Genomic DNA, 21,728 nt, shown 5'->3' with positions numbered 1-21,728 from the left:
GTTATAAATAGGGGTTGAATTGAGGGAGGCGATCGGTATTTTGATAATTTCTGTAGCAGGCGATCGCTGGGTTAGTGCATTTTTTCTTCACCTTGAAACCATGATAATTCCCCTTTCTTCAGGGGAAAGGGGAATTTCATCTAGCTTGGGGTTAAGCCTTCAGGGTTGGACAAAATCCAACCCCGTTTTCTAAATGAGCCCGCCCAGGAGAGGCTCCGTCCTGTGAGCCTCCACCCTTCAAATGACCGATTTTCTTATTTCATCGGTGCTTTCGGACTACTCAGACTCGTTTGGGGGTAAGAAGACCACTGATTCCGTCCATTTGGAGTGGCGGATTTCACCTCAGCCGAACGTTTCATACTCAGTTCTTGTTCCTTTTTGAACGCCTGTTCTTCCGTCAAATTCGTCCCTTCACTCGTCTGATTGCGGGTCATCCCTTCAGTCTTCACCACATAATCAAGGGGGTCATCCACATACACCCAATTTTCCCCATCGGGCCAAGATCCTTGACCTTCATTCCAAGGTCCGCGCGCACTGGTTCCATTAGACATATTAAAGTACAAATGGCTGTAGCGCGGGTCAGCTTGTAGCACTCCCGGCGGGAAATTGGGTTCGATGGTTTCTAGGGCTGCGGCGAACATTTTGTAATGAGAAACTTCCCGCGTCATTAAAAAGCGTAAAGTATCTTTTACATCTGGATCATCGGTAAATTGCATCAAATATTCATAGACAATTTTCGCCCGAGATTCAGCCGCGAGATCCGATCGCAAATCAACGGTCAAATCCCCATTTGCATTCACATAGGTTCCTGACCAAGGCACACCTTGGCTATTCGTGACCGTTGGACCACCACCGGATACGGCTAATAATTGCGGTCCAGTCATCGCAATTTGATGGATCAGGTCCTCTCGTCCAGTCTTATTTCCCCCCAGAAATTGCATAATTTCGCTGTTTTCCGCAGCGTTTTTCAGGTCTCCATTGATGCCATCCAGCAACATGGTCACCAAGGCCCCGACAATCTCCAAGTGGCTAAATTCTTCCGAGGCAATATCCATCAACATATCGTATTTTTCCGGGTACGCCTGCCGCGCCGCAAATGCCTGGACAAAATACTGCATCGCTGCGGCTAGTTCTCCGTTAGGACCACCAAACTGTTCTAACAGCAAGGTTGCAAAGCGGGGATCGGGTTTGGATACCCGTGCATTAAATTGTAATTCTTTGACGTGATAAAACATTTGATTTCCTTGGGATGAAATTCTACTTCTTTAGGGGGAGGGCAATTTTTTATTTAACCTTTTTATTAGATTAAACCACAACGCTCGGGTTCAGTTTGGGGTTCAATCCTCCTCACCTAAATACCCAGGTTAGCGAGTGATTTAGCCTTCAGTTTCTACCGAAAGGATGAACCTAGGTCATAAACTCTCTAATTTATCCAATTAAATTAAAATATTTTCCGGTAACGCTGAATTCTCTAAATTAAGCACCAAAATTTATTTCTGAATTCACACTGACGCCTTCCCTAGCGATCGCCCTGTCGAGGCCAGAAAGCAAATTACCCCTAATCTGTTAAGTTGCTGCTCTAAATAGGAGGAATTTTGGGAATAAATTCTATCTAAGGAGGTATGAAATTTATTCAAAATCACAGTATCCTAAGCTGGATAAAATAACAGTGAAAAATCTTAACCGGGATTCCAGATTTTGACTGGAAATTGAGGGACAGATAGACCTTAACTGAACCAGTCTGAGGGTGGGTGGGAATGGGTCAATTTAGAGTAAAAAGCCGGTTAAAGGATTCCGGTGTAAGGCATCTTTAGACTCAAATCAAGCCGGTTTTCCATTCCGCTTGGCTCCGGGGCTACATCCGCAAAAGCCCCAGCTTGGAGGAGTCGGGATGGTGAGGAAGACTCTGGGTAGACAGAAGGGAGCCCTGACCCGTAGAGGGACCTCAAAGGGGGAGGAAATTCTTAGGGAAACGACTGCCCGGGGACCCTCTGCGCTAACTGATTCCGGCCTGGACCCTCGTTCTTGGTGGATCCTAGAGTCTCGCTTCCCTGGCGATCGCAAATCTGTTTCCCCCCCTCCAAAGCCACCCCAAACATGAGAAAATATAATCCTCAGTCATAGAATAACCACAACCCTAAGCGTGGGACTGTGCCCGAGTTTGCTGTGGGTTCTAACCCGGAGCCCCAATCAGCCGGACAACTAGGGCAACAACAGGATTCAGTCCTCTGAAAACACCCTGGGCGATCGCCTTTCCCGCTTTGCCCGGATTGCTGCCAAATCGTCATGATCGCAGGTACAATCGGTACAGTATCCATTCCCAGGAGCCAGACACTCCCCTCGGAGGGTCTTTTTTGTAGTCATTGTTAATACAGGAGCAACAAAGAAGCGTGTTTGATTCAGAAGCCAACCCTAAATCAGCATTCCCCAAAGGATTTGCCCTGAAGGGTCAACCCTGGAAAATAGGTTTCCTATTGCCTGTTTTAGCAATCTCAAATTCCCGACTCTGCGCTATTACTTATCCTCATTCCCTATCTTAAATATCTTTCATGCAGACCGAAGCCTTTAGTGAGCTTTTCCCGCTATTTAGTGCCGCCAATCCAGAAACTCTGGAATGGCTTTTGTCCGTTGCGGTTGAGCACGAATATCCATCAGGCAGAGCAGTCTTAATGGAAGATGCCTGGGGCAATGCCGTTTACTTTATCGTCACGGGTTGGGTCAAAGTCCGTCGCCTATATGGAGACAACGTAGTAACTCTGGCGATTCTCGGGCGAGGTGATTTCTTTGGAGAAATGGCAATTCTGGATGAATCGCCCCGTTCCACCGACGTGATTGCCCTCTCAACCGTCCAACTCTTGAGCGTTTCCGCCCAACGGTTTATCCAAACCCTGTTTAAAGACGCTCAACTCCATCATCGGATGCTGCAACTCATGGTCCGACGACTGCGACAAACTAATCTCCGGTTTCAATTGCGGAACCGTCCCCCGGCGGTGAAACTTGCCAATACTTTAGTATCTCTGGCGGAAAACTATGGACAGTCCACCGAGAAAGGGACAGAAATCTACAATATTCCCTATAAAGACTTAGCAGATGTCACCGATATTGGCGTCGAAGAAACCAGCAAAATCATGGAAAAATTGAACGCCAAAGGCTGGATTAAAATTGATGAAACTGCGGAATCTCTTTATTTGGTCAATCTCAAACAGTTGACCCATTTAGCGGGCCACGTTTGAGCTATTTTCGCCGAAAAGAGCCAAGGTTAGGGGCATTCTAAACCGTAGGGAAGGGGACTCAATGCGATCGCGCCTGAAGCACTCACCGCCATACCATCAACCGTGGCGAATCGACAGTCTAAAATACTGCCCCTAACCGAGTCCAGATTAGCCGATAACCTAACACAAAATAACCGATGACTGAAGCAACAACAATTCCACCGAGTACGATGCCCCGAATCGCACCCGATGTTTACTATCAGGTGGCGATGTATGAACCCGAATCTCATCTGTTTGACGTGATGTTAAAGGTCCGGGGATGGCAAGGCTCGGTCCTAGATTTGAAAATGCCGGTATGGACTCCGGGTTCCTATTTAGTGCGAGAGTATGCCAAACATCTCCAGGAATTCTCCGCTGAAGATGCCAACGAAATTGCCCTCCCCTGGCGCAAACTCAGCAAAAATCACTGGCAAATTGAAACCCCGGGACTCTCGGAAATTATTGTTCGCTATCGCATCTATGCCAATGAACTCTCAGTCCGAACCAATCACCTAGATAGCACTCATGGCTATTTTAACGGGGCTGCCCTCTTCTTTTATATCCCCGGGTTTGAAAAAAGCCCCCTCTCCATTCAGATTATCCCTCCAAAACCGGAATGGCGAGTCACCACTTCCCTCCCCTCAAAGTCGGGACGTCCCCACACCTTTACCGCCCCGGATTTTGATACCCTGGTAGATAGCCCTTTTGAAATTGGCACCCACCAATCCTATTATTTTGAAGTCGAACATAAACCCCATGAACTAGCCATTTGGGGCCAAGGAAATCTCCAAGCTGAACGGCTAATTTCCGATATTGAAAAAATCATTGAAACGGAAAGTCGGCTATTCGGCGGGTTACCTTACGATCGCTATTTATTTATCCTCCATCTCTCTTCTCAAGGCTATGGCGGCTTGGAACATAAAAATAGCTGTTCGTTAAACTATCCCCGCTTTGGATTTAGAAATCCCGAAAAATACCACCGTTTTATCCAATTAGTCGCCCATGAGTTCTTTCACTTGTGGAATGTTAAGCGCATTCGTCCTAAACCCCTAGAAGTATTTAATTATGAAGGGGAAACCTACACAACTTCTCTTTGGTTTTGTGAAGGAACAACCAGTTATTATGATATCTTGCTGCCGTTGTGGGCGGGCATTTATGATGCGAAAATTGCCTTACAAGGGCTGAGTAAAGATATTACGCGCTTACAAACGCTTCCGGGACGTCGGTATCAACCCCTGAGTGAATCCAGTTGGGATGCTTGGATTAAACTATATCGCCGGGATGCCAATAGCGATAATTCCCAAATTTCCTACTATTTGAAAGGAGAATTAGTCTCCCTGTTGTTAGATTTGCGGATTCGAGCAAACTCCGGCAACGCGCGATCGCTGGATCAAGTAATGCAGCAACTCTGGCAACGGTTTGGTACCGAAGAAATTGGCTTCACTGACGAGGAACTCAAAGCCATTATCGAATCCGTTGCCGAAGAAGATTTAACGGACTTCTTTAACAACTACATCCACGGGACTGCGGAATTACCTCTGGATGAGTATCTGCAACCCTTTGGGTTAAAAGTGCAACCCGTTGAAAATAATGATGCAGCACCGTTTTTGGGCTTGACAGTGAAGACAGAAAATGGTAAGGCCGTCATTAAATTTGTAGAAATCGGTTCACCGGCACAACGGGCGGGAATCGATGCCGAGGATGAGTTGCTGGCGATCGATGGAATGCGCGTAACCGCAGAAGATTTGAGCGATCGCCTGAAAGACTATCAAACCGGGTCTAAAATCCAAATTACGGTGTTCCATCAAGAACAATTACGAACCGTTGAGGCGGTTCTCGCTCAACCCCGTCCCACAACTTACAATATCGTTCCCATTCAGAATCCCACCGCCACTCAACAGACTAATCTCAAAGGCTGGTTAGGGAATTCGGTGACGCAACTGAAAGGGTAAATCGGCGAAGACGGGATACCGACTTCAGTGGGTATTTCCCGTCAACCCATTCCCTAAGATAACCTTACGATACAAGCCGAACCCGGCGATCGCATGATAAGGTTTTGCCACAACTTCCCATCTTTTAAGGAATAGAACAATGGCAATGCAACCCCCACCCCCACCCTCCATCACCCCGCGTCAGATGAACCTGTTACGCGTCGTAACGGCAATGGCATGGGCGGATGGTGAACTCGCCGCAGAAGAAGTCGATATCATGCTCGATCGCTTTAGTCGGTTATTTTCCGTCAGTTCCGAACAACAAGACAAACTCAAAGAAGAACTGCGGGACTACATGATGCAAAACATCCCGCTTGAAGAATTAATCCCGAAACTCGCCACCCAACCGGAACGGGAACTGGTTCTGCAACTCGGCTATGAAGTCATCGCTTCCAGTGCTCGCACTCCCGATGAACCTAATATTAACGCTGACGAAGCGGAAGCCTACCAAAAACTTGTTGTCCTCCTGAATTTACCCGAGGATGTCGTTCACCGCATCGAAGCAGAAGCTGAAAAAAGTTTACAAAATGAGGAAGGAATCATTGAGAAACTTGCCTCTCAACTTCAAGCGTTTTTGAATCAATAGACTTCTTGCAAAAAAAGGATTGATCCCCCCAACCCCCCTGATTATCCCCCTCCCGTCCCCCTTAAGAAGGGGGAAGCCGGAGGAATAAATGTTTAGTTACTGGGGGGCTTTAAAGAATTTTGCAAGAAGTTTAATAATTAAGTGCCAACACCCGACGGGTTTTAAACACCCCGCCGGGTTGCTATCCTTACGCGCTCATTTCTAACATTCGTTGAATCGGGTGCAATGCTGCTATCCGCGTTTCCTCCGGTAAGGTAATCTCCGGGGCGCGATTTTTCATCGCTAGATATAATTTTTCTAAGGTATTCAGCCTCATGTGAGGGCATTCATTACAAGCACAATTATTCAGGGGTGGCGCTGGGATAAATTGTTTATCTGGCGCTTGTTTTTGCATTTGATGAATGATTCCCGGTTCCGTGGCAACGATAAACACGCTGCTGTCACTCTTCTGAGCATAATTTAACAACGCACTGGTTGAACCCACATAATTGGCATGGCGCAACACCGGGGGTTCACACTCCGGATGCGCAATGATTTCTGCTTCGGGATGTTGAATTTTAAGCTGAACCATTTTCTTTTCAGAAAAGGTTTCATGCACCATACAACTGCCTTGCCACAAGACCATATCCCGGCCCGTTTGGTCCATGACATACCGGCCTAAATTGCGATCGGGAGCAAAAATTATCGGCTGATTTTCGGGAATTTGGCGCACCAGTTTAACCGCATTAGAACTGGTGCAAATAATATCGCTCATGGCTTTAATCGCCGCCGAGCAGTTAATGTACGAGATAACGATATGATTGGGATGAGCGGCTTTAAATTCCCCAAAGGCATCGGGAGGACAACTATCAGCAAGGGAACAACCCGCATCCAAATCCGGCAGCAACACCAGTTTATTCGGATTGAGGATTTTAGCCGTTTCTGCCATGAAGTGAACTCCGGCAAAGACGATGACATCGGCGCTAGTATTGGCTGCTTTTCGCGCTAGTTCCAGGGAGTCGCCGATATAGTCTGCAATATCCTGAATGTCCGGTTCTTGATAGTAGTGGGCGAGAATCACGGCATTGAGTTCCTGCTTCAGGTCTTCAATGGCGGCAAATAAATCGTCTGGAATGGCGGAGGTTTGGGCAGAATTGGGCGGGGATAAAGTAGCAGTAAACACAGTTTTCAGGGGGTGAACTTGCCGTTCTTTAGGGTGTTATTGCTAATTATAGTATTTTTTACCAAAAAGAGGAACCAGGCCCTAGAGTCTCGTGGGGAGGGACCTCTCCCCGGGTAGGAGAGGGTCGGGGAGAGATCCAACGGGTGGGGAGTTTCTGGAGTTTCTTCGCATTCAGGCGCTTGATTGCCTATCCTAGATAAAGAGCAGCGAGAGAAACAGGGATGTTCGGACACAATCATCAGAAAAATCAGATTAAAATTGCCGTTGTTGGAGATGTCCACGAACAATGGGAACCCGCCGATGGGGAAGCGCTAACCGAACTGGGGGTTGATTTAGCGCTGTTTGTGGGGGATTTTGGGAATGAGTCAGTCCCAATTGTCCGGGCGATCGCCGCTTTGGATATTCCCAAAGCGGTGACGTTTGGCAACCATGACGCTTGGTTCACAGCGACGGACTGGGGTCGCAAAACCTGTCCTTACAATCGTCGGAGTGAGGATTGGGTCCAGTCCCAATTGGATATCCTGGGTGAGACTCATGTGGGGTTTGGCAAGTTAGATTTTCCCCAGTTTGGACTGACGGTGGTAGGGGCGCGGCCCTTTAGCTGGGGAGGGTCGGAATGGAAATATGCGGATTTTTATAGCGATCGCTGCGATGTCGGCAGTTTTGTCGAGTCTACCGATCGCATTATGGCAGCGGTGAAACGCGCCCACTTCGATACCATCATTTTTCTGGGACATAATGGACCCAAAGGGTTAGGCGATCGCCCAGAAGACCCCTGCGGCAAGGACTGGAAACCCCTAGGCGGCGACTTTGGGGACCCGGATTTTGCCGATGCGATCGCCCAAACCCGCAAAATGGGCAAAACCATCCCCCTCGTCACCTTCGGACATATGCACCACCGCCTCCGCCACACTAAAACCCAGTTGCGGAGATCCCTGCATACCACCAACGATGGCACCGTTTACCTGAATGCAGCCCGCGTCCCCCGGATTGTCCCCACAGAAATGGGTCAAGTCCGCAACTTTTCTTTAGTTGAATTACAAGGGAACACCGTGACTCGCGCCTCCCTGGTTTGGGTAGATCAAGATTTTGCAGTCGCCTCGGAAGAGGTGCTCTACCAACAACACCCGGAATCCGTTGCCACCCTCGCCTAGGGGCGATCGGATTTTTTCCCCCCTTGCCTCTTTCAATTCCAGACAACTCGGGGTAAGATAAAACAGAGCCGCACTGGAGAGGTGGCAGAGTGGTCGATTGCGTCTGACTTGAAATCAGATGAATCCGCAAGGGTTCCGGGAGTTCGAATCTCCCCCTCTCCGTTGATTAATCCAGAGAAAAACCCGGCAGGGGTTAAAACCCCCGCCTAACAGCTTAAGTCGGTTAAAACCGACTTAAAGTCTTATGGGGAACGACTTCAGTCGTTCTCTTTATTCTTTCGTAGTAACGACTTCAGTCGTTACCCCCATACAACCCCAACCCTGCGATCGCCTCGTTACCCTCTAAGCAATATCCCTCCGAAATTGCGGTAAAGTTTGACGTATCATAAGAACAGTAAAATCCTAAAAAAACCCGATGACTGATAACCGGATCAGGGCTTATATCCAACTCATTCAAAAATTATTAGATTGTCCCGAAGGAGAAGAAATAAATATACTTCGACAGAATGAAGATTTAGTCGATGTTGAATTTATCTACATTTTGGAACAAGCAGCCGCCAAAGCCGAAACCGAAGGGGAAACAGAAGCCGCTAGTTTTCTAGGGGATTTAGCCCAACAATTACAACTCGCCTTTGGACAAGCGACTGAAATGATGAACCCCGATCGCAGCGATCGCACCGAGGCTTATATTAAGCTAATTGAGGGAATCTTAGCGTGCGATCGGGGGGAAGATGTGGCACTTCTTTTAGATAAGAACTCCGATTTAGTAGACCGAGGCTTTGTCCAAGTCCTCGCCCAAATTGCCCAAATATTGACTGAAAATGGGAAGCCAGATTCTGCGGCATTTTTAATCAACATGGCAACAGAAATCTCCGCAGTCATTGAGGAAAGTTAACATCATTACAATGGTCAAATAGCTAAACCCCCCACACCCTAAAGGGTGGGGCTATACGGACGAAGCCCGCGCAGGCGGGCTAATTTATAGAAAACAGGTCTTTGACAACTGGATTGGGTATTAAAAAGCGATCGCATCGGGACAATTCTTCCCCCAAACTGTTACAAAAATTTATTAAATTCCTCACCCGTTCATGATAAATTATTAAAATCGGAGTAGGTGTGGACATATAAGCTCATGCGTTGTTTAAACTGTCATGCAGAAGGCATCCCGTCAACAAATCAATATTGCCCAAAATGCGGCGCTCACTTACCCGCACTCCAGCAAAACCTCCTGCCGGAACAGACCCGCTTAAAAGCCGACACCTACCAAATCGAATATGCTTTAGGACGAGGGGGATTTGGGATTACCTATCGCGGGCATCATATTGGCCTGGAACAACCTGTCGCCATCAAAGAATACTATCCCCAAGAACTCGCCCATCGCCACAGCAATAATGGGGGATTAACCGTTCCCCAAAACAAAACGGAAATGTATCAGCGTTGGTTAACCCGATTTTTGCGAGAAGGGCGGATTTTAGCCAAACTGAATCATCCCAATTTAGTGCGAGTGCAAGACTTATTTGAAGAAAGAAACACCGCCTATCTGGTGATGGAACTGCTCTCGGGGAAAACATTAGGGCAAGAGTTAGACGAGCAGCCTGGGAAAAAATTAGACCCGCAACAAGTTAGGGAAATCATCACCGCTTTAGTCAGTGCTTTAGCGGCAACTCATCAAGCCGGAGTCTATCATCTCGACCTCAAACCAGACAATATCCTCCTGACACGGGAAGGGCGAATCGTCTTAATCGATTTTGGGGCAGCCAAACAAGAAAGCGCCGCGATCGGGCCCACCCGGAGTACCCGAGCATTTACACCAGATTACGCCCCACCGGAACTGATTGGCAACCAGGCGATCGGGCCAGAAAGCGATATTTTTGAACTGGGGATGCTCTTACATCAAATGCTCACCGGGACCCTACCGCCACTCGCCCTGAGTCGCCTCATGGGAGAAAACTGGGAACCCGAATTAGAGGAACCCTGGCAGAGTTTAGTCGCCTCCGCCTTACCCCTACAGAAAAATCAGCGACCTAACAATATCAGCGAGTGGTGGAAACCGGCAGCATCTGAGGCAAATAGCTATCCAAATCTCCCCTCTACAAAACTCCCACTTCCCAAACCCCAGGTTCCAGCATCAATTTTAAAGCCCCGGCCAACAAGTGCATCAGTTTCGGGCAAAAGCGTAATAGATCTGCGCGGCTATTTTATCTTGCCTGAACTGCAAGCACAGGGAATGGTACGGCGTTTTAGTCGTGGAATAATTCAAGATGTGATCCTGCTGGATCAGGAATTAGCGATTGTCTGTACCGGGGGTGGCGCAGCATTATTTAACCTCAGCAGTGGTGAGGCACTCTGGGAAATCGACTGTCCTGCTAATTCTAAAGCCGTGAGTCTGGAGCAAAAACTGTTAGCTTTAGCGTGCGGACAAGCGATTTACCTCTGGGATTTAACGACAGGGCAATTCCTGGGTCAGATTCACGGACATACGGACTGGGTCGGTAGCCTCGCCTTCAGTCCCGATGGGAAATTCCTCGCTTCTGGGAGTGGGGATAATACCGTGCGGTTGTGGGATAGCGCTACGGGAAAACAACTGCGCCAATTTGATGGCCATACCTCTTTCTTGATTAGCATTGCTTTCAGTCCCAATGGCAAATTCCTCGCTTCTGGGAGTTATGATCACACCCTGCGGCTATGGGATATAGCTCAGGGAACACAGCTACGCCAATTTCAGGGATCTACCCTTTTCGTGAAGAGCATTGCCTTCAGTCCCGATGGCTACTTTCTTGCTTCTGGGAGTGGGGATGAGCATTGGTATAATAGGGTAGTGCTGTGGGATGTTGCTCAAGGAACGCAACTGAGGGAATTTGAGGGACATACCGCCTCGGTGAATAGGATTGCCTTCAGTCCCGATGGTAAATTCCTCTCTTCTGTAAGTGATGATCACACACTCCGGCTGTGGGATACGGCTACAGGAAGGGAACTGGGCCAACTCTGTGGACATACCGACTCGGTAAATAGCGTGGCCTTCAGTCCTGATGGCAAATTCCTCGCTTCTGGGAGTGGGGATACAACCCTGCGTTTGTGGGATGTGTCTGAGGGAAAGCAACTTCGCCAATTTAAGGGACATACCTCTTCGGGGTTTAGGGTAGTCTTTAGTCCCGATGGCCAATTTCTCGCTTTTGGGAGTGGGGATAATACTCTGCGGCTATGGGATGTAGCTACGAGAAAACAACTGCGCCAATTTGATGGCCATACCTCTTTCGTTAGTAGCATTGCCTTCAGTCCCAATGGCAAATTCCTCGCTTCTGGGAGTTATGATCACACACTGCGGATGTGGGATGTAGCTACGGGAAAACAACTGCGCCAATTTGGTGGCCATACCTCTTGCGTTAGTAGCATTGCCTTCAGTCCCAATGGCAAATTCCTCGCTTCTGGGAGTTATGATCACACACTGCTGCTGTGGGATGTGGCTAAGGGAACGCAACTGCGCCAACTAGCGGGAGATATCTACTCGCTGAGTAGCATTGCCTTCAGTCCTGATGGCAAATTCCTCGCTTCTGAGAGTAATGATCACAGACTGCGGCTGTGGGATGTAGCTACGGGAAAACAAATGCGCCAACTTGAGGATATATCTCCCTTCGTAAAGAGCATTGCCTTCAGTCCTGATGGCAAATTCCTCGCTGCTGGGAGTTTAGATAAAAGCGTGCGGCTGTGGGATACGGCTACGGGAAGTGAACTGCGCCAATTTCAGGGACATACCTCCTCGGTGTTTAGCATTGCCTTCAGTTCTAATGGCAAATTCCTCGCTTCTGGGAGTGGTGATAATACCGTGCGGCTGTGGGATACGGCTACGGGAAGGGAACTACGCCAACTGTGTGGACACACCTCGGTGAGTAGCATTGCCTTCAGTCCCGATCGCAAATATCTCGCCTCCGCAGGTAGTGATGGTGTAGTGCGGTTGTGGGATGTGGCAGATCTTGAGAGTTGAGTGGGGTTAATCCTCCTGACTATTGCTATCTTCGGCAGCTTCCCGAACTAAATCTAATGGCAACTCTAACGATTCAGCAATAGCTTCTAAAGTTAACCCCCGCCGCAAGAAGGGTTTCACTGTCTCTAGTTTTCCCATAATTTTACCTTCGGCAAGACATTCTTGATAGGAGCGATTGTCTTTCCAACTTCCTAGTTCAAACATGGCGTCTATCTCCTCTCAACCTAAAATCTGGGATAAAACCCCCTCAATGATGTCCTGGATTAGAGGGGGTCGATTGGTTTATGTCAACCTACGGATTTCTTCCAGCATTGAGTGGGATTAATCTTCCTGACTATTGCTATCTTCGGCAGCTTCCCGCACTAAATCTAATGGCAACTCTAAAGATTCAGCAATAGCTTCTAAAGTTAAGCCCTTTCGCAAGAAGGGTTTAACTGTCTCTAGTTTTCCCAGGATTTTACCTTTCCCTATACCTTCGGCAAGGCTTTCTTGATAGAAGCGATTGTCTTTCCAACTTCCTAGTTCTAACATGGCGGCTATCTCCTCTCGACTTTTGGTGGTTAACTTGTAAATGATGATGGTTTCAATGAGTTCGATGAGGTCCCGTTTGCGGTTGGGATTGGTGAGTTCAGTGGCGGCTTGGGCGATTAGGCGTTTGGCTGTTTCTACCGCAGCCGTTTCCGGTTCTATGATTAGTGTAACAACTCCCAGACCTAATGTGCTTTCCTCTTCCGGTTCCAGTTCATCCAAGTAGATGCGGGTGACCCGATCGCAGTTGAGCAGTTCCTGAAATTGTAACTGGTCTTTGGGTTCGATGTGACGATAGGGGTAAATGATGACGACTTGCCAGGGATTTGCCGGTTTGTATTGGCGCAGGTAGATAAAGAGTTCGGCAAAAATCCGATAGTAAAGGTCATCATCGGGTTGAAATTGTACTTCGGTGAGGTAAAAGGGTCGGTTGGGTTCCTCCTCGGTGGGCATGAAGACTCCATCAATCCGAAAAGCCAATTGTTTGATTTCGATGGAGGTGAACTGATAGGCACTGGCTTCTTGAATGGGACGGTGGAGTAATTCAAAGAAGATGGTGGGATATTTTTGGAATATGGTATAAAAAATTGTGTCGGTTCTCATGGGCGCTGAGATAAAGGTGAGTTGTGCATATCTCGTATTAGTTGTTTTGATTTATTATTATTTTACCGCAATTAGTTCTTGAAAACAACAACAAATAGCAGTTTTTATTTGTTGGTTTAATCGGGATTTTAGCTTTTGCATAATAACGGGTTGATCCCCCCAACCCCCCTTAATAAGGGGGGCTTTTTAGAGTTTTAGAATAAGTCTATTGAAAAGTTAGGAATTGCCTGCCACAACTGGGTGACCCTTTTGGGGGACGGGTGTTGTACGTTAGACTGGGGTTATGGAGTCGGGAACACCTGTGGATTGGGGGGGTTCAATCCAATTGTCGATCGCACGTAATGGAGAGGGTAAAAGTTGTGAAACAAACTCAAATAATCGGTTGGGATTCATCAGGAAAATTCTCGGGAAATTTTGGCTTTAATCGTCGGTTTAGACGGTGGCATCACCGGGCGATCGCACCGCTGATTGCTGCAATGCTGGCAGTCGCCTCGGGTGCAAATGTGGCGAGTCTTGCGGCTGAAAGTTTGACCTTTCGTCTCGGTCCCTGGCAAGGCTCGATCGCCATTTCTGATTTAGAACAGTATGCTAGAACTGGCGAACTTCCCGGCAATCTTGCTCCCCTAGGTCCCTTTTTACCGGCTGGATTGCAAGAGGTGTTAGCGCAACGGGTGGAGATTGACCCGGATATTGGCGATCGCGCCCTGGATCGTCTCATCAAATCTCCCCAAGGAAACCGATTTGTTCGCGCTATTTTCTTACTGGTTCCTGATAGTACGATTGAGCAAATTAAAGATGCTATTAAACTCGTTGCTACCCAAGGCAATGGTTTGAGTTTATTAGGTATTTTAAAAGCCTTACCCGGAGATAATATTGTCTTTGATGCAACTTCGGCGATTGGAGTCGCATCTCGTCTAAATTTGCCCTATTTAGAAGGGCAAATTTTGCGATCGCGCTTAGAAAGTGACCTGGAACTAGAAACTGAACCCTTTTTCGCCAGTTTTGACCCGGCTTTACCCGGTTCGCAACAGGTTTCTCAGCAAACTTTAACCTTTCGCGATCGCCAGCGTAATCGTGATATTACGGCTGAACTCTATTTCAGTCCAAATCCCCAAGGACCTCTCGCGGTTCTCTCCCACGGATTAGGGTCCGATCGCTTCTTATTGAACTATTTATCTGAACATCTCGCTTCCCACGGCATCACCGTCGTTGCTATTGAACATCCTGATATTAATGAGGCATCGGTTGAAAATCTCCCGGTTACCTTAGACCCCACGAATCTGATACCCGCTTCCGTCTTTTTAGAACTTCCCAAAGATATCAGTTTTGTCCTGGATGAACTCGCCGAAATGAACCGTCAACCCGGTTCGCTTGCCGGGAAATTGAACACCGCAGAAACAGTAGTCATCGGACATTCTTTAGGCGGTTATGCGGCATTAGCTGTAGCGGGGGGCGAGTTAAATTTAGACGAATTGCGAGAGTTTTGTAGTGAGGGCCGTAAATTAGGCCGATCGCCTGCGGATTTATTGCAATGTTCCGCCACAGAATTATCGGGAAATCGGATCAGTTTGCGCGATCGGCGGATTAAACAGGCAGTCGCCCTTAATCCGAATATTGGTAGTTTATTCGGGGAAAAAGGACTGAGTGAAATTGAAATTCCTATCTTGTTAGTCGCTGCCAGTGATGATGCTTGGGCCCCGGCAGTGACTCATCAATTGCGACCCTTTACCCAACTCGAAGATCCAAAATATCTCCTCACGGCGATCGGGGGGACTCATTTCAGCGTGACTGACCCCGATTATCCCAGTCTGTTAGAACGTCAAACCGCCTTACCCGATGACCCCACTCGGGAACAGACAGAGAATCTGCGGCAATTACTGCGCGGGGTTACCTTGGCATTTGTCAAGCAGCAGACACCGGAAGCGCGCACCTACGCCCCATTTTTAAGCGCTGCCTATGCGCAATCTTTGGGAACTGAAGAAACAGCCTTGCGCCTGAATGAAACCCTCCCCACGCGCTTGGCGCGGTGGTTGGCAACCAGTGAAGCGGCCCTCGGGCGGTTGGATTGAGGCATTGACAAGGGTGATCGCCTCCGGAATTTAGGATGCGATCGCCCCTGTACGGATGCTTAACCTTCACAAACCGATTAAACTAGAGTCAATACCTTTCTTAGAGATTTTTTGCCGCTATTCCTGAACTAAAAGGGTTGGGGTTGCCTCAGAAATTAAACTCTCGTCCTATTTCTCTAAGCGGGGCATAAAATTTCAGCATTTTTCGAGATTATTTTTTGCAGCTATCATGCATTATGAATACATTTTTTGCCTTCATCGTTCCCTTAATTTTTGGCATTCTCGGTTATACCGTTAGCGCCATTAAAGTCATTAATGAAGGAAACGAAGCGTTAGTAGAACGTCTGGGACGATTTAATCGCAAACTGAGTCCCGGTCCTAATTTTGTGTTTCCTTATGTCGAAAGTATCGTGGTAGAAGATACGACTCGGGAACAGGTTTTAGATGTCCCGCCGCAAAATGCCATCACTAAAGATAACGTCGCCATTAAACTAGATGCGGTGGTCTATTGGAAAATCATGGATTTGCAAAAGGCTTATTATGAAATTAACAACATCAATTTAGCGATTAAAAACCTGGTTTTAACCACCCTGCGTTCTACCATTGGTCACATGGAATTGGAGCAAACCTTCTATTCTACTGAGGAGATTAATAAGCGGGTGTTGAAAAGTTTAGATGAAGCTACTTTTAGTTGGGGAATTAAAGTGTTGCGGGTGGAAGTCCAAGACCTTGACCCGCCGAAAACCGTTTTAGAATCAATGGAAATGCAACGCGCTTCGGAGATTCGCAAACGGGCAACGATTGTTGATGCTGAGGCAACGGCTGAATCTGTGCAACTGATTTTAGACTTGCTGCAACCTCAGATGACCACCACAGAAGTAATGAGATATTTGTTGGCTAAACGCTATGTGGATGCGAATCAAGAACTGAGTAAAAGTCCTAATTCTAAAGTAATTTTCATGGACCCGAAGGCGTTAAATGATACCCTATCCGAGCTAATTTATACGCCGGAAATCGGGCAACACCTGACTAATCCGAATAATCCTACCCCCCCAGGAGGAAATCCTCCCCCCAATCCGCCGGGAAATGGCTCGAATCCGACTTAGGTTTGGGGTCGATAAATGGCATCAGCCACCCGACAAACGTCGTGCATTTCTGCCACATCATGGATGCGGAGGATATCGGTACTGCCAGTGGCGATCGCCGCACAACAAGCGGCAGCAGTTCCCCAAACTCGTTGTTTCGGGTCCGGTTGGTTGAGTAAATGTCCGATAAAACTTTTACGAGAAGGACCGACTAAGAGGGGACAGCCTAATGTTTGAAACTGGGACAGGTTTCTGATTAGGTCCAGATTTTGCTCAAAAGTTTTCGCAAACCCAATCCCCGGATCGAGAATAATCTGATGGGGTTGAATCCCGGCAGCCGTTGCCTTCTGAATTTGAACGGTGAAAAATTCGGTTATGTCCCCGATTAAGTCCTGATAATCCGTGAGTTTTTGCATAGTTTCAGGAGTGCCTCGACTATGCATTAGGACGAAGGGAACGCCTAATTTTGCGACTACGGAGAACATTTCGGGGTCTCCGGTGCCGCCGGTGACATCGTTGACAATATCTGCACCTGCTTCTATGGCAGCTTTTGCCACAGCCGATCGCGAGGTATCGATGGAAAGGGGACAGGTGGCGAAAGTGGGGTCTTTTCGGAGCGATCGCACCACCGGAACCACCCGCGTGAGTTCTTCTGTCAGGGACACTTCTAAGGCCCCCGGGCGCGTGGACTGGCCCCCAATGTCTAAAATATCCGCACCGGCGCTAACTAACGCCTTGGCATGAGTAACAGCAGTCTCCAGGGCATTAAATTCGCCCCCATCACTAAAACTATCGGGGGTAACATTGAGGACCGCCATCAAATAGGTGCGCTGACCCCAGATAAACGGGCGATCGCGAATTGTCAGCGGCAAGGGTTGAGGATTCATCCTGGATTAATGACTGTTGAGAGTTAGGAATTAGCGAGTGCTAGGGAATCCGGTTTTGAAAGTCTATAAAAACCCGCACCCTGAAGGGTGGGGGTCCCTTAATAATTCCTTTCCTAGACAGTCCAGGGCGCACCGCAGAGCGCCCCTCCTGCTTCACGCTGAGAATGGACTGCGGTTCATTTCTGAACCGTTATTCCTTGACCCTAAGCGTGATAATTGACAATTTTGCCCCAGCTATCCGGGGTGAGACTGGCTCCACCGACCAATACTCCATCAATTTCCGGCATTGCCATCAATTCATCGATATTATCCGGTTTGACCGAGCCGCCATACTGAATCGTGACATTTTTATTGTCCAATTTCGAGCGAATCAACCCGATTACTCGGTTTGCCTCGTCAGATTCACAGGTTTCCCCGGTCCCGATCGCCCAAATCGGTTCGTAGGCAATCACCAACTGGGTTTGGTCGATATCTACCAGGTCTTTTTCCAATTGACCTAAGATGTGAGATTCCGTCTCGTTAGCGGCGCGTTGTTCCTTCGTTTCCCCCACACAGAGGATGGGAATCAGTCCCCATTTCTGGGCTGCTTTCAGGCGCAGGTTCACCGTTTCATCGGTTTCCCCAAAATATTGCCGACGCTCGCTATGCCCGATAATGACATACCGCACGCCGATTTCCGTCAGCATTGGACCCGAAATTTCTCCCGTATAGGCACCCGCTTCTTCCCAGTGAATATTTTGAGCACCGAGGCGAATGCGACTCCCGTGCAAATTCTTGGACAGGGCGCTCAACGCAGTGAATGGCACGCACAGAACCACTTCCCGATTCTCCGGGGCGTCCTCTACGGTGGGTTTGAACCCCTCTAAAAACTCCAGGGCTTCTGCCTGGGTTTTGTACATTTTCCAATTACCGGCCAGAATGATTTTTCGCACGGTTAACTCAGTCAGATACAGAATTCGACAAAATACTGAATATGAGTGTAAGGCGAATTGGGATCGTTTCACGCCAATCTTGCTAAAAAGGCGCAAAAAATCTAGGTGGGGCCGTAGGCTGTTTGGGGCCTCCGGGATGATTCCCGACTCTGGGTCTCGTATTTTCCGTTGCTAATCTTTAATGATTGATATTAATTTTAATGAACCGATCGGTGAAGTGGTCACTACAAAAACCTCGATGAACCGCTGAAGTCATCTCTCTGAAGTCGGAAAACTCATGGAGTTGTCCTCCCCGGTTATCCCCCGTTTGTAGTAACGACTTCAGTCGTTCTCTTGGGTTCAAAAAAGAATGAGTATGAGCCAACCTAAACCCAACTTTTAGAGGAAGCGAGGGATCTTAAGTCCTGATTAAAATTGATAAAAGGCTATAGAAATTGTTATGGTTCCCGAACGATATGGGCATCAATTGTAGCCGAAACTGCCCTTTTAAATATAAAATTAAGTGACTCTCCTACCGCCCTGAAGGGGATAGCGGTTTTCAATATGGTTCAAGCTACGATCTCATATACCATAGGCTTTATCAAGCAAGAAGCGCGTCAATTGGTCAAAAAAGGCATTCTCAGCCGTCAGCAACCGATTTATACCCTTTGCAAGTACATTCCCCCGCGCGAATGGGGAAACATCGAGCTAGAGTTAGAACACAATGACTTTTTGCTCCGCGATCGCATTTGTGACTTGTTAGGTCGAGAAGATTGGTACGACGAGTAACGTTAGATTAGGTCCACCCTCACCGTTGTGGTTTATTTTGTGGGTTAGCATGAACCCCACCGCCTGGGTACATCCTGGGTGGGGTTTCTGTTCTGCCATCAGAAAAAGCGATCGCCTGCTGAAAATGCAAAAAGCTTCTGAAATCAGAAGCTTTCTATCACCCATTCTCACTTATAACTGATGATCCATCCCTATCGGCAGGCCATGAGCAACCCCTCCAGATCAAGTTGGAGGGATAAAGCTAGACTGTTCTAGGCGAGTCCTGCTGCTTCACGAGCAGCTTGTGCCTCATCGGGATGAATGTTCAAACGAGTGAGATTGATTCGGCCTTTGTTATCAATATCGCGCACTTTAATCACGACTTGATCACCCACGGCGAGTTCATCCTCAACCTTGCCAACTCGATAATCAGCAATCTGAGAAATATGGACCATACCTTCCTTACCTGGGAGGAATTCCACAAACGCACCAATGGGAATAATCCGTGTGACGGTCCCCAGATACACATCTCCCGCCGATAACTTGCGGGTCATGTTTTGGATAATCGTTACCGCACGCTGTGCCTTTTCACTTTCGATCGCCGAAACGGTGACGGTTCCATCATCCTGGATATCAATCTTCGCCCCAGTTTCTTCGGTAATACTCTTGATCATCTTACCGCCGGGACCAATCACCATGCCAATGAATTCGGGATCAATCTTGATCGTCAACAGGCGTGGCGCGTAGGGGGACAAGTCGGAACGAGCCGTATCAATCGTCCCGAGCATTTTTTCAAGGATATGTAATCGCGCCGGTTTCGCTTGCTGAATCGCCTGAGCGATCGTCTCCATCGACAACCCGGAGATTTTCATATCCATTTGCAAAGCAGTGATCCCCGTGTCGGTTCCCGCTACCTTGAAATCCATATCCCCGAGGAAATCTTCAATCCCTTGGATATCGGTCAAAATCCGTATTTCATCCCCTTCTTTGATCAGACCCATTGCTGCACCGGAAACGGGTTTCTTGATAGGAACACCGGCATCCATCAGACCCAGGGTCGAACCGCACACGGAACCCATTGAGGTAGAACCATTGGAGGAGAGCACCTCAGAGACGACGCGAATCACATAAGGGAATTTGTCATAATCCGGTAACACCGGCAATAAGGCGCGTTCTGCTAAAGCGCCATGACCAATTTCCCGACGTCCAGGCGATCGCATCGGTCGGGTTTCTCCCACGGAAAACGGCGGGAAGTTGTAATGGTGCAGATACCGCTTTTCATCTTCCGGATGCAGGTCATCGGCTAAATCCTGGGCATCTCCTGGGGTTCCCAAGGTGACCAAGGATAACACCTGAGTTAATCCCCGGTTAAATAACGCGCTACCATGAACCCGGCGAGGTAACAGTCCTACGCGACAAGAGACAGGCCGTACTTCGTCCAGTTTCCGACCATCGACGCGGACGCCATCTTCGACAATCTGCCGCCGCATCAGTTTTTTGGTGACTTCTTTAAAGACTTTCCCCAATGCTTTGCCATCCGCAGTTGCCGCCACCTTGACGGGTTCTTCCTCGGGCATTTCGGCAATTTGCGCTTGGATAGCCTCTTTAATCTCATCTAAGCGCGTATCCCGGAGGTTTTTGTCTAAATACTGAGACAAAATCCCTTTAATATCATCGGTCGTCCGTTCCTGAATGAACGTTTCCAGGGTTTGATCAACCTCTTGCGGTGGCTCAATTACGGCCTCAATTCCTAACTCTTCCATGATTTCCCGCTGCGCTTGAATCAAGTCGCAGGTTGCTTCATAGCCGAAATCAATGGCTTCGATGATATCCTGTTCCGGAAGCTGATTTGCACCGGCTTCCACCATGATCACCCCATCGGGACTTCCGGCAACCACCAGATCCAAATCTCCCGAGGTAATTTCTTTATAAGTGGGATTAATGATAAAATCATCTCCCACTAAACCGACGCGCACGGCTGCCATTGGACCATAGAAGGGAATTCCGGCTAACTGCACCGCCACCGAAGCACCCGTCACCGCCAATACATCCGGGGGTACTTGGGGGTCCATTGACCAGGTTGTTGCCACAATTTGAATATCATCCCGAATCCATTGCGGAATTAAAGGCCGTAAGGGACGGTCAATTAAGCGACAGGTCAGGGTGACCTTTTCCGGTGGTCTTCCTTCGCGGCGCAAGAAGCCCCCGGGAATTTTTCCACCTGCATAGAGGCGTTCTTCATAATCGACCAACAACGGGAGAAAATCAATCCCTTCTCTGCCCTGAGAACGGGTCGCCGTCACGAATACAGCCGTATCTCCAGACTGAATCAATACTGCACCCCCTGCCTGGGGTGCAAACAACCCAATAGTGAGTCGAATATCCCGTCCATCAAAGGATATTGACTTTTCAATTTCTTTCATGCAGTCCTTTTTCCTTCTAATTCGCTCTCTTTTCTTTTCTGTGGCAATCGTAACACTTCTAAAGTGCGATCGCGTCAGACACAATCAGGGGTTCGGATTGATCCGCCAACAGCAATCTCTTCGCCACTTTCCCTGATGATGTCGCCCGGTATGAGCGGAGCGGTTTTGGCTTGAGTGCATCTCTCCTACTTGGGGTCCGCCGCCCCAGCACGGATGCTTTCTTTGGGTACTCGTCCCCTTCACCAAGCCTTTTGATCCATTTTAGCCCACGATCGCAGCTTTAAAACCCCGAGAATAATCCCCGCAATCCGGTAAAATCTTCACCGGA

16 protein-coding genes and 1 tRNA gene are annotated in these 21,728 nt (G+C 48.2%); 10 read left to right on the top strand and 7 right to left on the bottom strand.

Features of this window, described 5'->3' with window-relative positions:
• Positions 1-254: 254 nt before the first annotated feature.
• The gene (locus NG796_RS16190; RefSeq protein ID WP_261207866.1) at positions 255-1,235 is read right to left on the bottom strand and encodes a manganese catalase family protein; all 981 of its coding nucleotides are present in this window, start codon (positions 1,233-1,235) and stop codon (positions 255-257) included.
• Between the two features lie 1,314 nt (positions 1,236-2,549).
• Between NG796_RS16190 and NG796_RS16185 the strand changes: the two genes are divergently transcribed.
• From NG796_RS16185 to NG796_RS16175, 3 genes are all read left to right on the top strand, one after another.
• Positions 2,550-3,233, top strand: coding sequence for a Crp/Fnr family transcriptional regulator (locus NG796_RS16185; RefSeq protein ID WP_261207865.1), 684 nt, complete (start codon positions 2,550-2,552; stop codon positions 3,231-3,233).
• Positions 3,234-3,409: 176 nt separating this feature from the next.
• Positions 3,410-5,203, top strand: a complete 1,794-nt coding sequence (locus NG796_RS16180; protein ID WP_261207864.1) for a M61 family metallopeptidase — start codon at positions 3,410-3,412, stop codon at positions 5,201-5,203.
• A gap of 145 nt (positions 5,204-5,348) precedes the next feature.
• Entirely contained in the window at positions 5,349-5,828 is a 480-nt protein-coding gene (locus NG796_RS16175; protein ID WP_317619321.1) for a TerB family tellurite resistance protein, read from the top strand.
• Between the two features lie 187 nt (positions 5,829-6,015).
• On the opposite strand, the gene nadA is transcribed toward NG796_RS16175, so the two are convergent.
• The gene (gene nadA, locus NG796_RS16170; protein WP_261207862.1) at positions 6,016-6,990 is read right to left on the bottom strand and encodes a quinolinate synthase NadA; all 975 of its coding nucleotides are present in this window, start codon (positions 6,988-6,990) and stop codon (positions 6,016-6,018) included.
• Between the two features lie 221 nt (positions 6,991-7,211).
• Here nadA and NG796_RS16165 point away from each other — a divergent pair, with 221 nt between their 5' ends.
• The 4 genes from NG796_RS16165 (at position 7,212) to NG796_RS16150 (ending at position 12,126) form a co-directional block, all read left to right on the top strand.
• Positions 7,212-8,144 carry a TIGR04168 family protein gene (locus NG796_RS16165; RefSeq protein WP_261207861.1) on the top strand — a complete coding sequence of 311 codons (933 nt, stop codon included), beginning with the start codon at positions 7,212-7,214 and terminating at the stop codon, positions 8,142-8,144.
• A 75-nt stretch (positions 8,145-8,219) separates the two neighbouring features.
• A tRNA-Ser gene (locus NG796_RS16160) sits at positions 8,220-8,306 on the top strand.
• A 253-nt stretch (positions 8,307-8,559) separates the two neighbouring features.
• Complete coding sequence (locus NG796_RS16155; protein WP_261207859.1) at positions 8,560-9,039, top strand: hypothetical protein; 480 nt, start codon at positions 8,560-8,562, stop codon at positions 9,037-9,039.
• Between the two features lie 237 nt (positions 9,040-9,276).
• Positions 9,277-12,126 carry a protein kinase domain-containing protein gene (locus NG796_RS16150; protein WP_261207857.1) on the top strand — a complete coding sequence of 950 codons (2,850 nt, stop codon included), beginning with the start codon at positions 9,277-9,279 and terminating at the stop codon, positions 12,124-12,126.
• A gap of 6 nt (positions 12,127-12,132) precedes the next feature.
• Here NG796_RS16150 and NG796_RS16145 read toward each other — a convergent pair whose 3' ends face one another.
• Positions 12,133-12,330 carry a hypothetical protein gene (locus NG796_RS16145; RefSeq protein ID WP_261207856.1) on the bottom strand — a complete coding sequence of 66 codons (198 nt, stop codon included), beginning with the start codon at positions 12,328-12,330 and terminating at the stop codon, positions 12,133-12,135.
• A 117-nt stretch (positions 12,331-12,447) separates the two neighbouring features.
• A complete protein-coding gene (locus tag NG796_RS16140; RefSeq protein ID WP_261207855.1) occupies positions 12,448-13,257 on the bottom strand; it encodes an Rpn family recombination-promoting nuclease/putative transposase in 810 nt (269 codons plus the stop codon).
• Between the two features lie 359 nt (positions 13,258-13,616).
• On the opposite strand from NG796_RS16140, the gene NG796_RS16135 reads away from it, so the two are divergent.
• Together NG796_RS16135 and NG796_RS16130 are read left to right on the top strand one after the other, a co-directional pair.
• Positions 13,617-15,326 carry an alpha/beta hydrolase gene (locus tag NG796_RS16135; RefSeq protein WP_261207854.1) on the top strand — a complete coding sequence of 570 codons (1,710 nt, stop codon included), beginning with the start codon at positions 13,617-13,619 and terminating at the stop codon, positions 15,324-15,326.
• A gap of 236 nt (positions 15,327-15,562) precedes the next feature.
• The gene (locus NG796_RS16130; protein WP_261207853.1) at positions 15,563-16,432 is read left to right on the top strand and encodes an SPFH domain-containing protein; all 870 of its coding nucleotides are present in this window, start codon (positions 15,563-15,565) and stop codon (positions 16,430-16,432) included.
• Here the strand turns inward: NG796_RS16130 and folP are convergent.
• Together folP and tpiA are read right to left on the bottom strand one after the other, a co-directional pair.
• Entirely contained in the window at positions 16,429-17,298 is an 870-nt protein-coding gene (gene folP / locus NG796_RS16125) for a dihydropteroate synthase (RefSeq protein WP_261207852.1), read from the bottom strand. The genes NG796_RS16130 and folP overlap by 4 nt on opposite strands.
• A gap of 203 nt (positions 17,299-17,501) precedes the next feature.
• Complete coding sequence (gene tpiA, locus NG796_RS16120; protein ID WP_261207904.1) at positions 17,502-18,230, bottom strand: triose-phosphate isomerase; 729 nt, start codon at positions 18,228-18,230, stop codon at positions 17,502-17,504.
• Between the two features lie 543 nt (positions 18,231-18,773).
• Here tpiA and NG796_RS16115 point away from each other — a divergent pair.
• Complete coding sequence (locus NG796_RS16115; RefSeq protein WP_261207851.1) at positions 18,774-18,998, top strand: DUF4327 family protein; 225 nt, start codon at positions 18,774-18,776, stop codon at positions 18,996-18,998.
• A gap of 251 nt (positions 18,999-19,249) precedes the next feature.
• On the opposite strand, the gene NG796_RS16110 is transcribed toward NG796_RS16115, so the two are convergent.
• A complete protein-coding gene (locus NG796_RS16110) occupies positions 19,250-21,400 on the bottom strand; it encodes a polyribonucleotide nucleotidyltransferase (protein WP_261207850.1) in 2,151 nt (716 codons plus the stop codon).
• Positions 21,401-21,728 lie beyond the last annotated feature (328 nt).

The organism is Laspinema sp. D2d (assembly GCF_025370755.1).
Lineage (GTDB): Bacteria > Cyanobacteriota > Cyanobacteriia > Cyanobacteriales > Laspinemataceae > Laspinema.
This window is presented reverse-complemented; position numbering and strand designations above follow the sequence as displayed.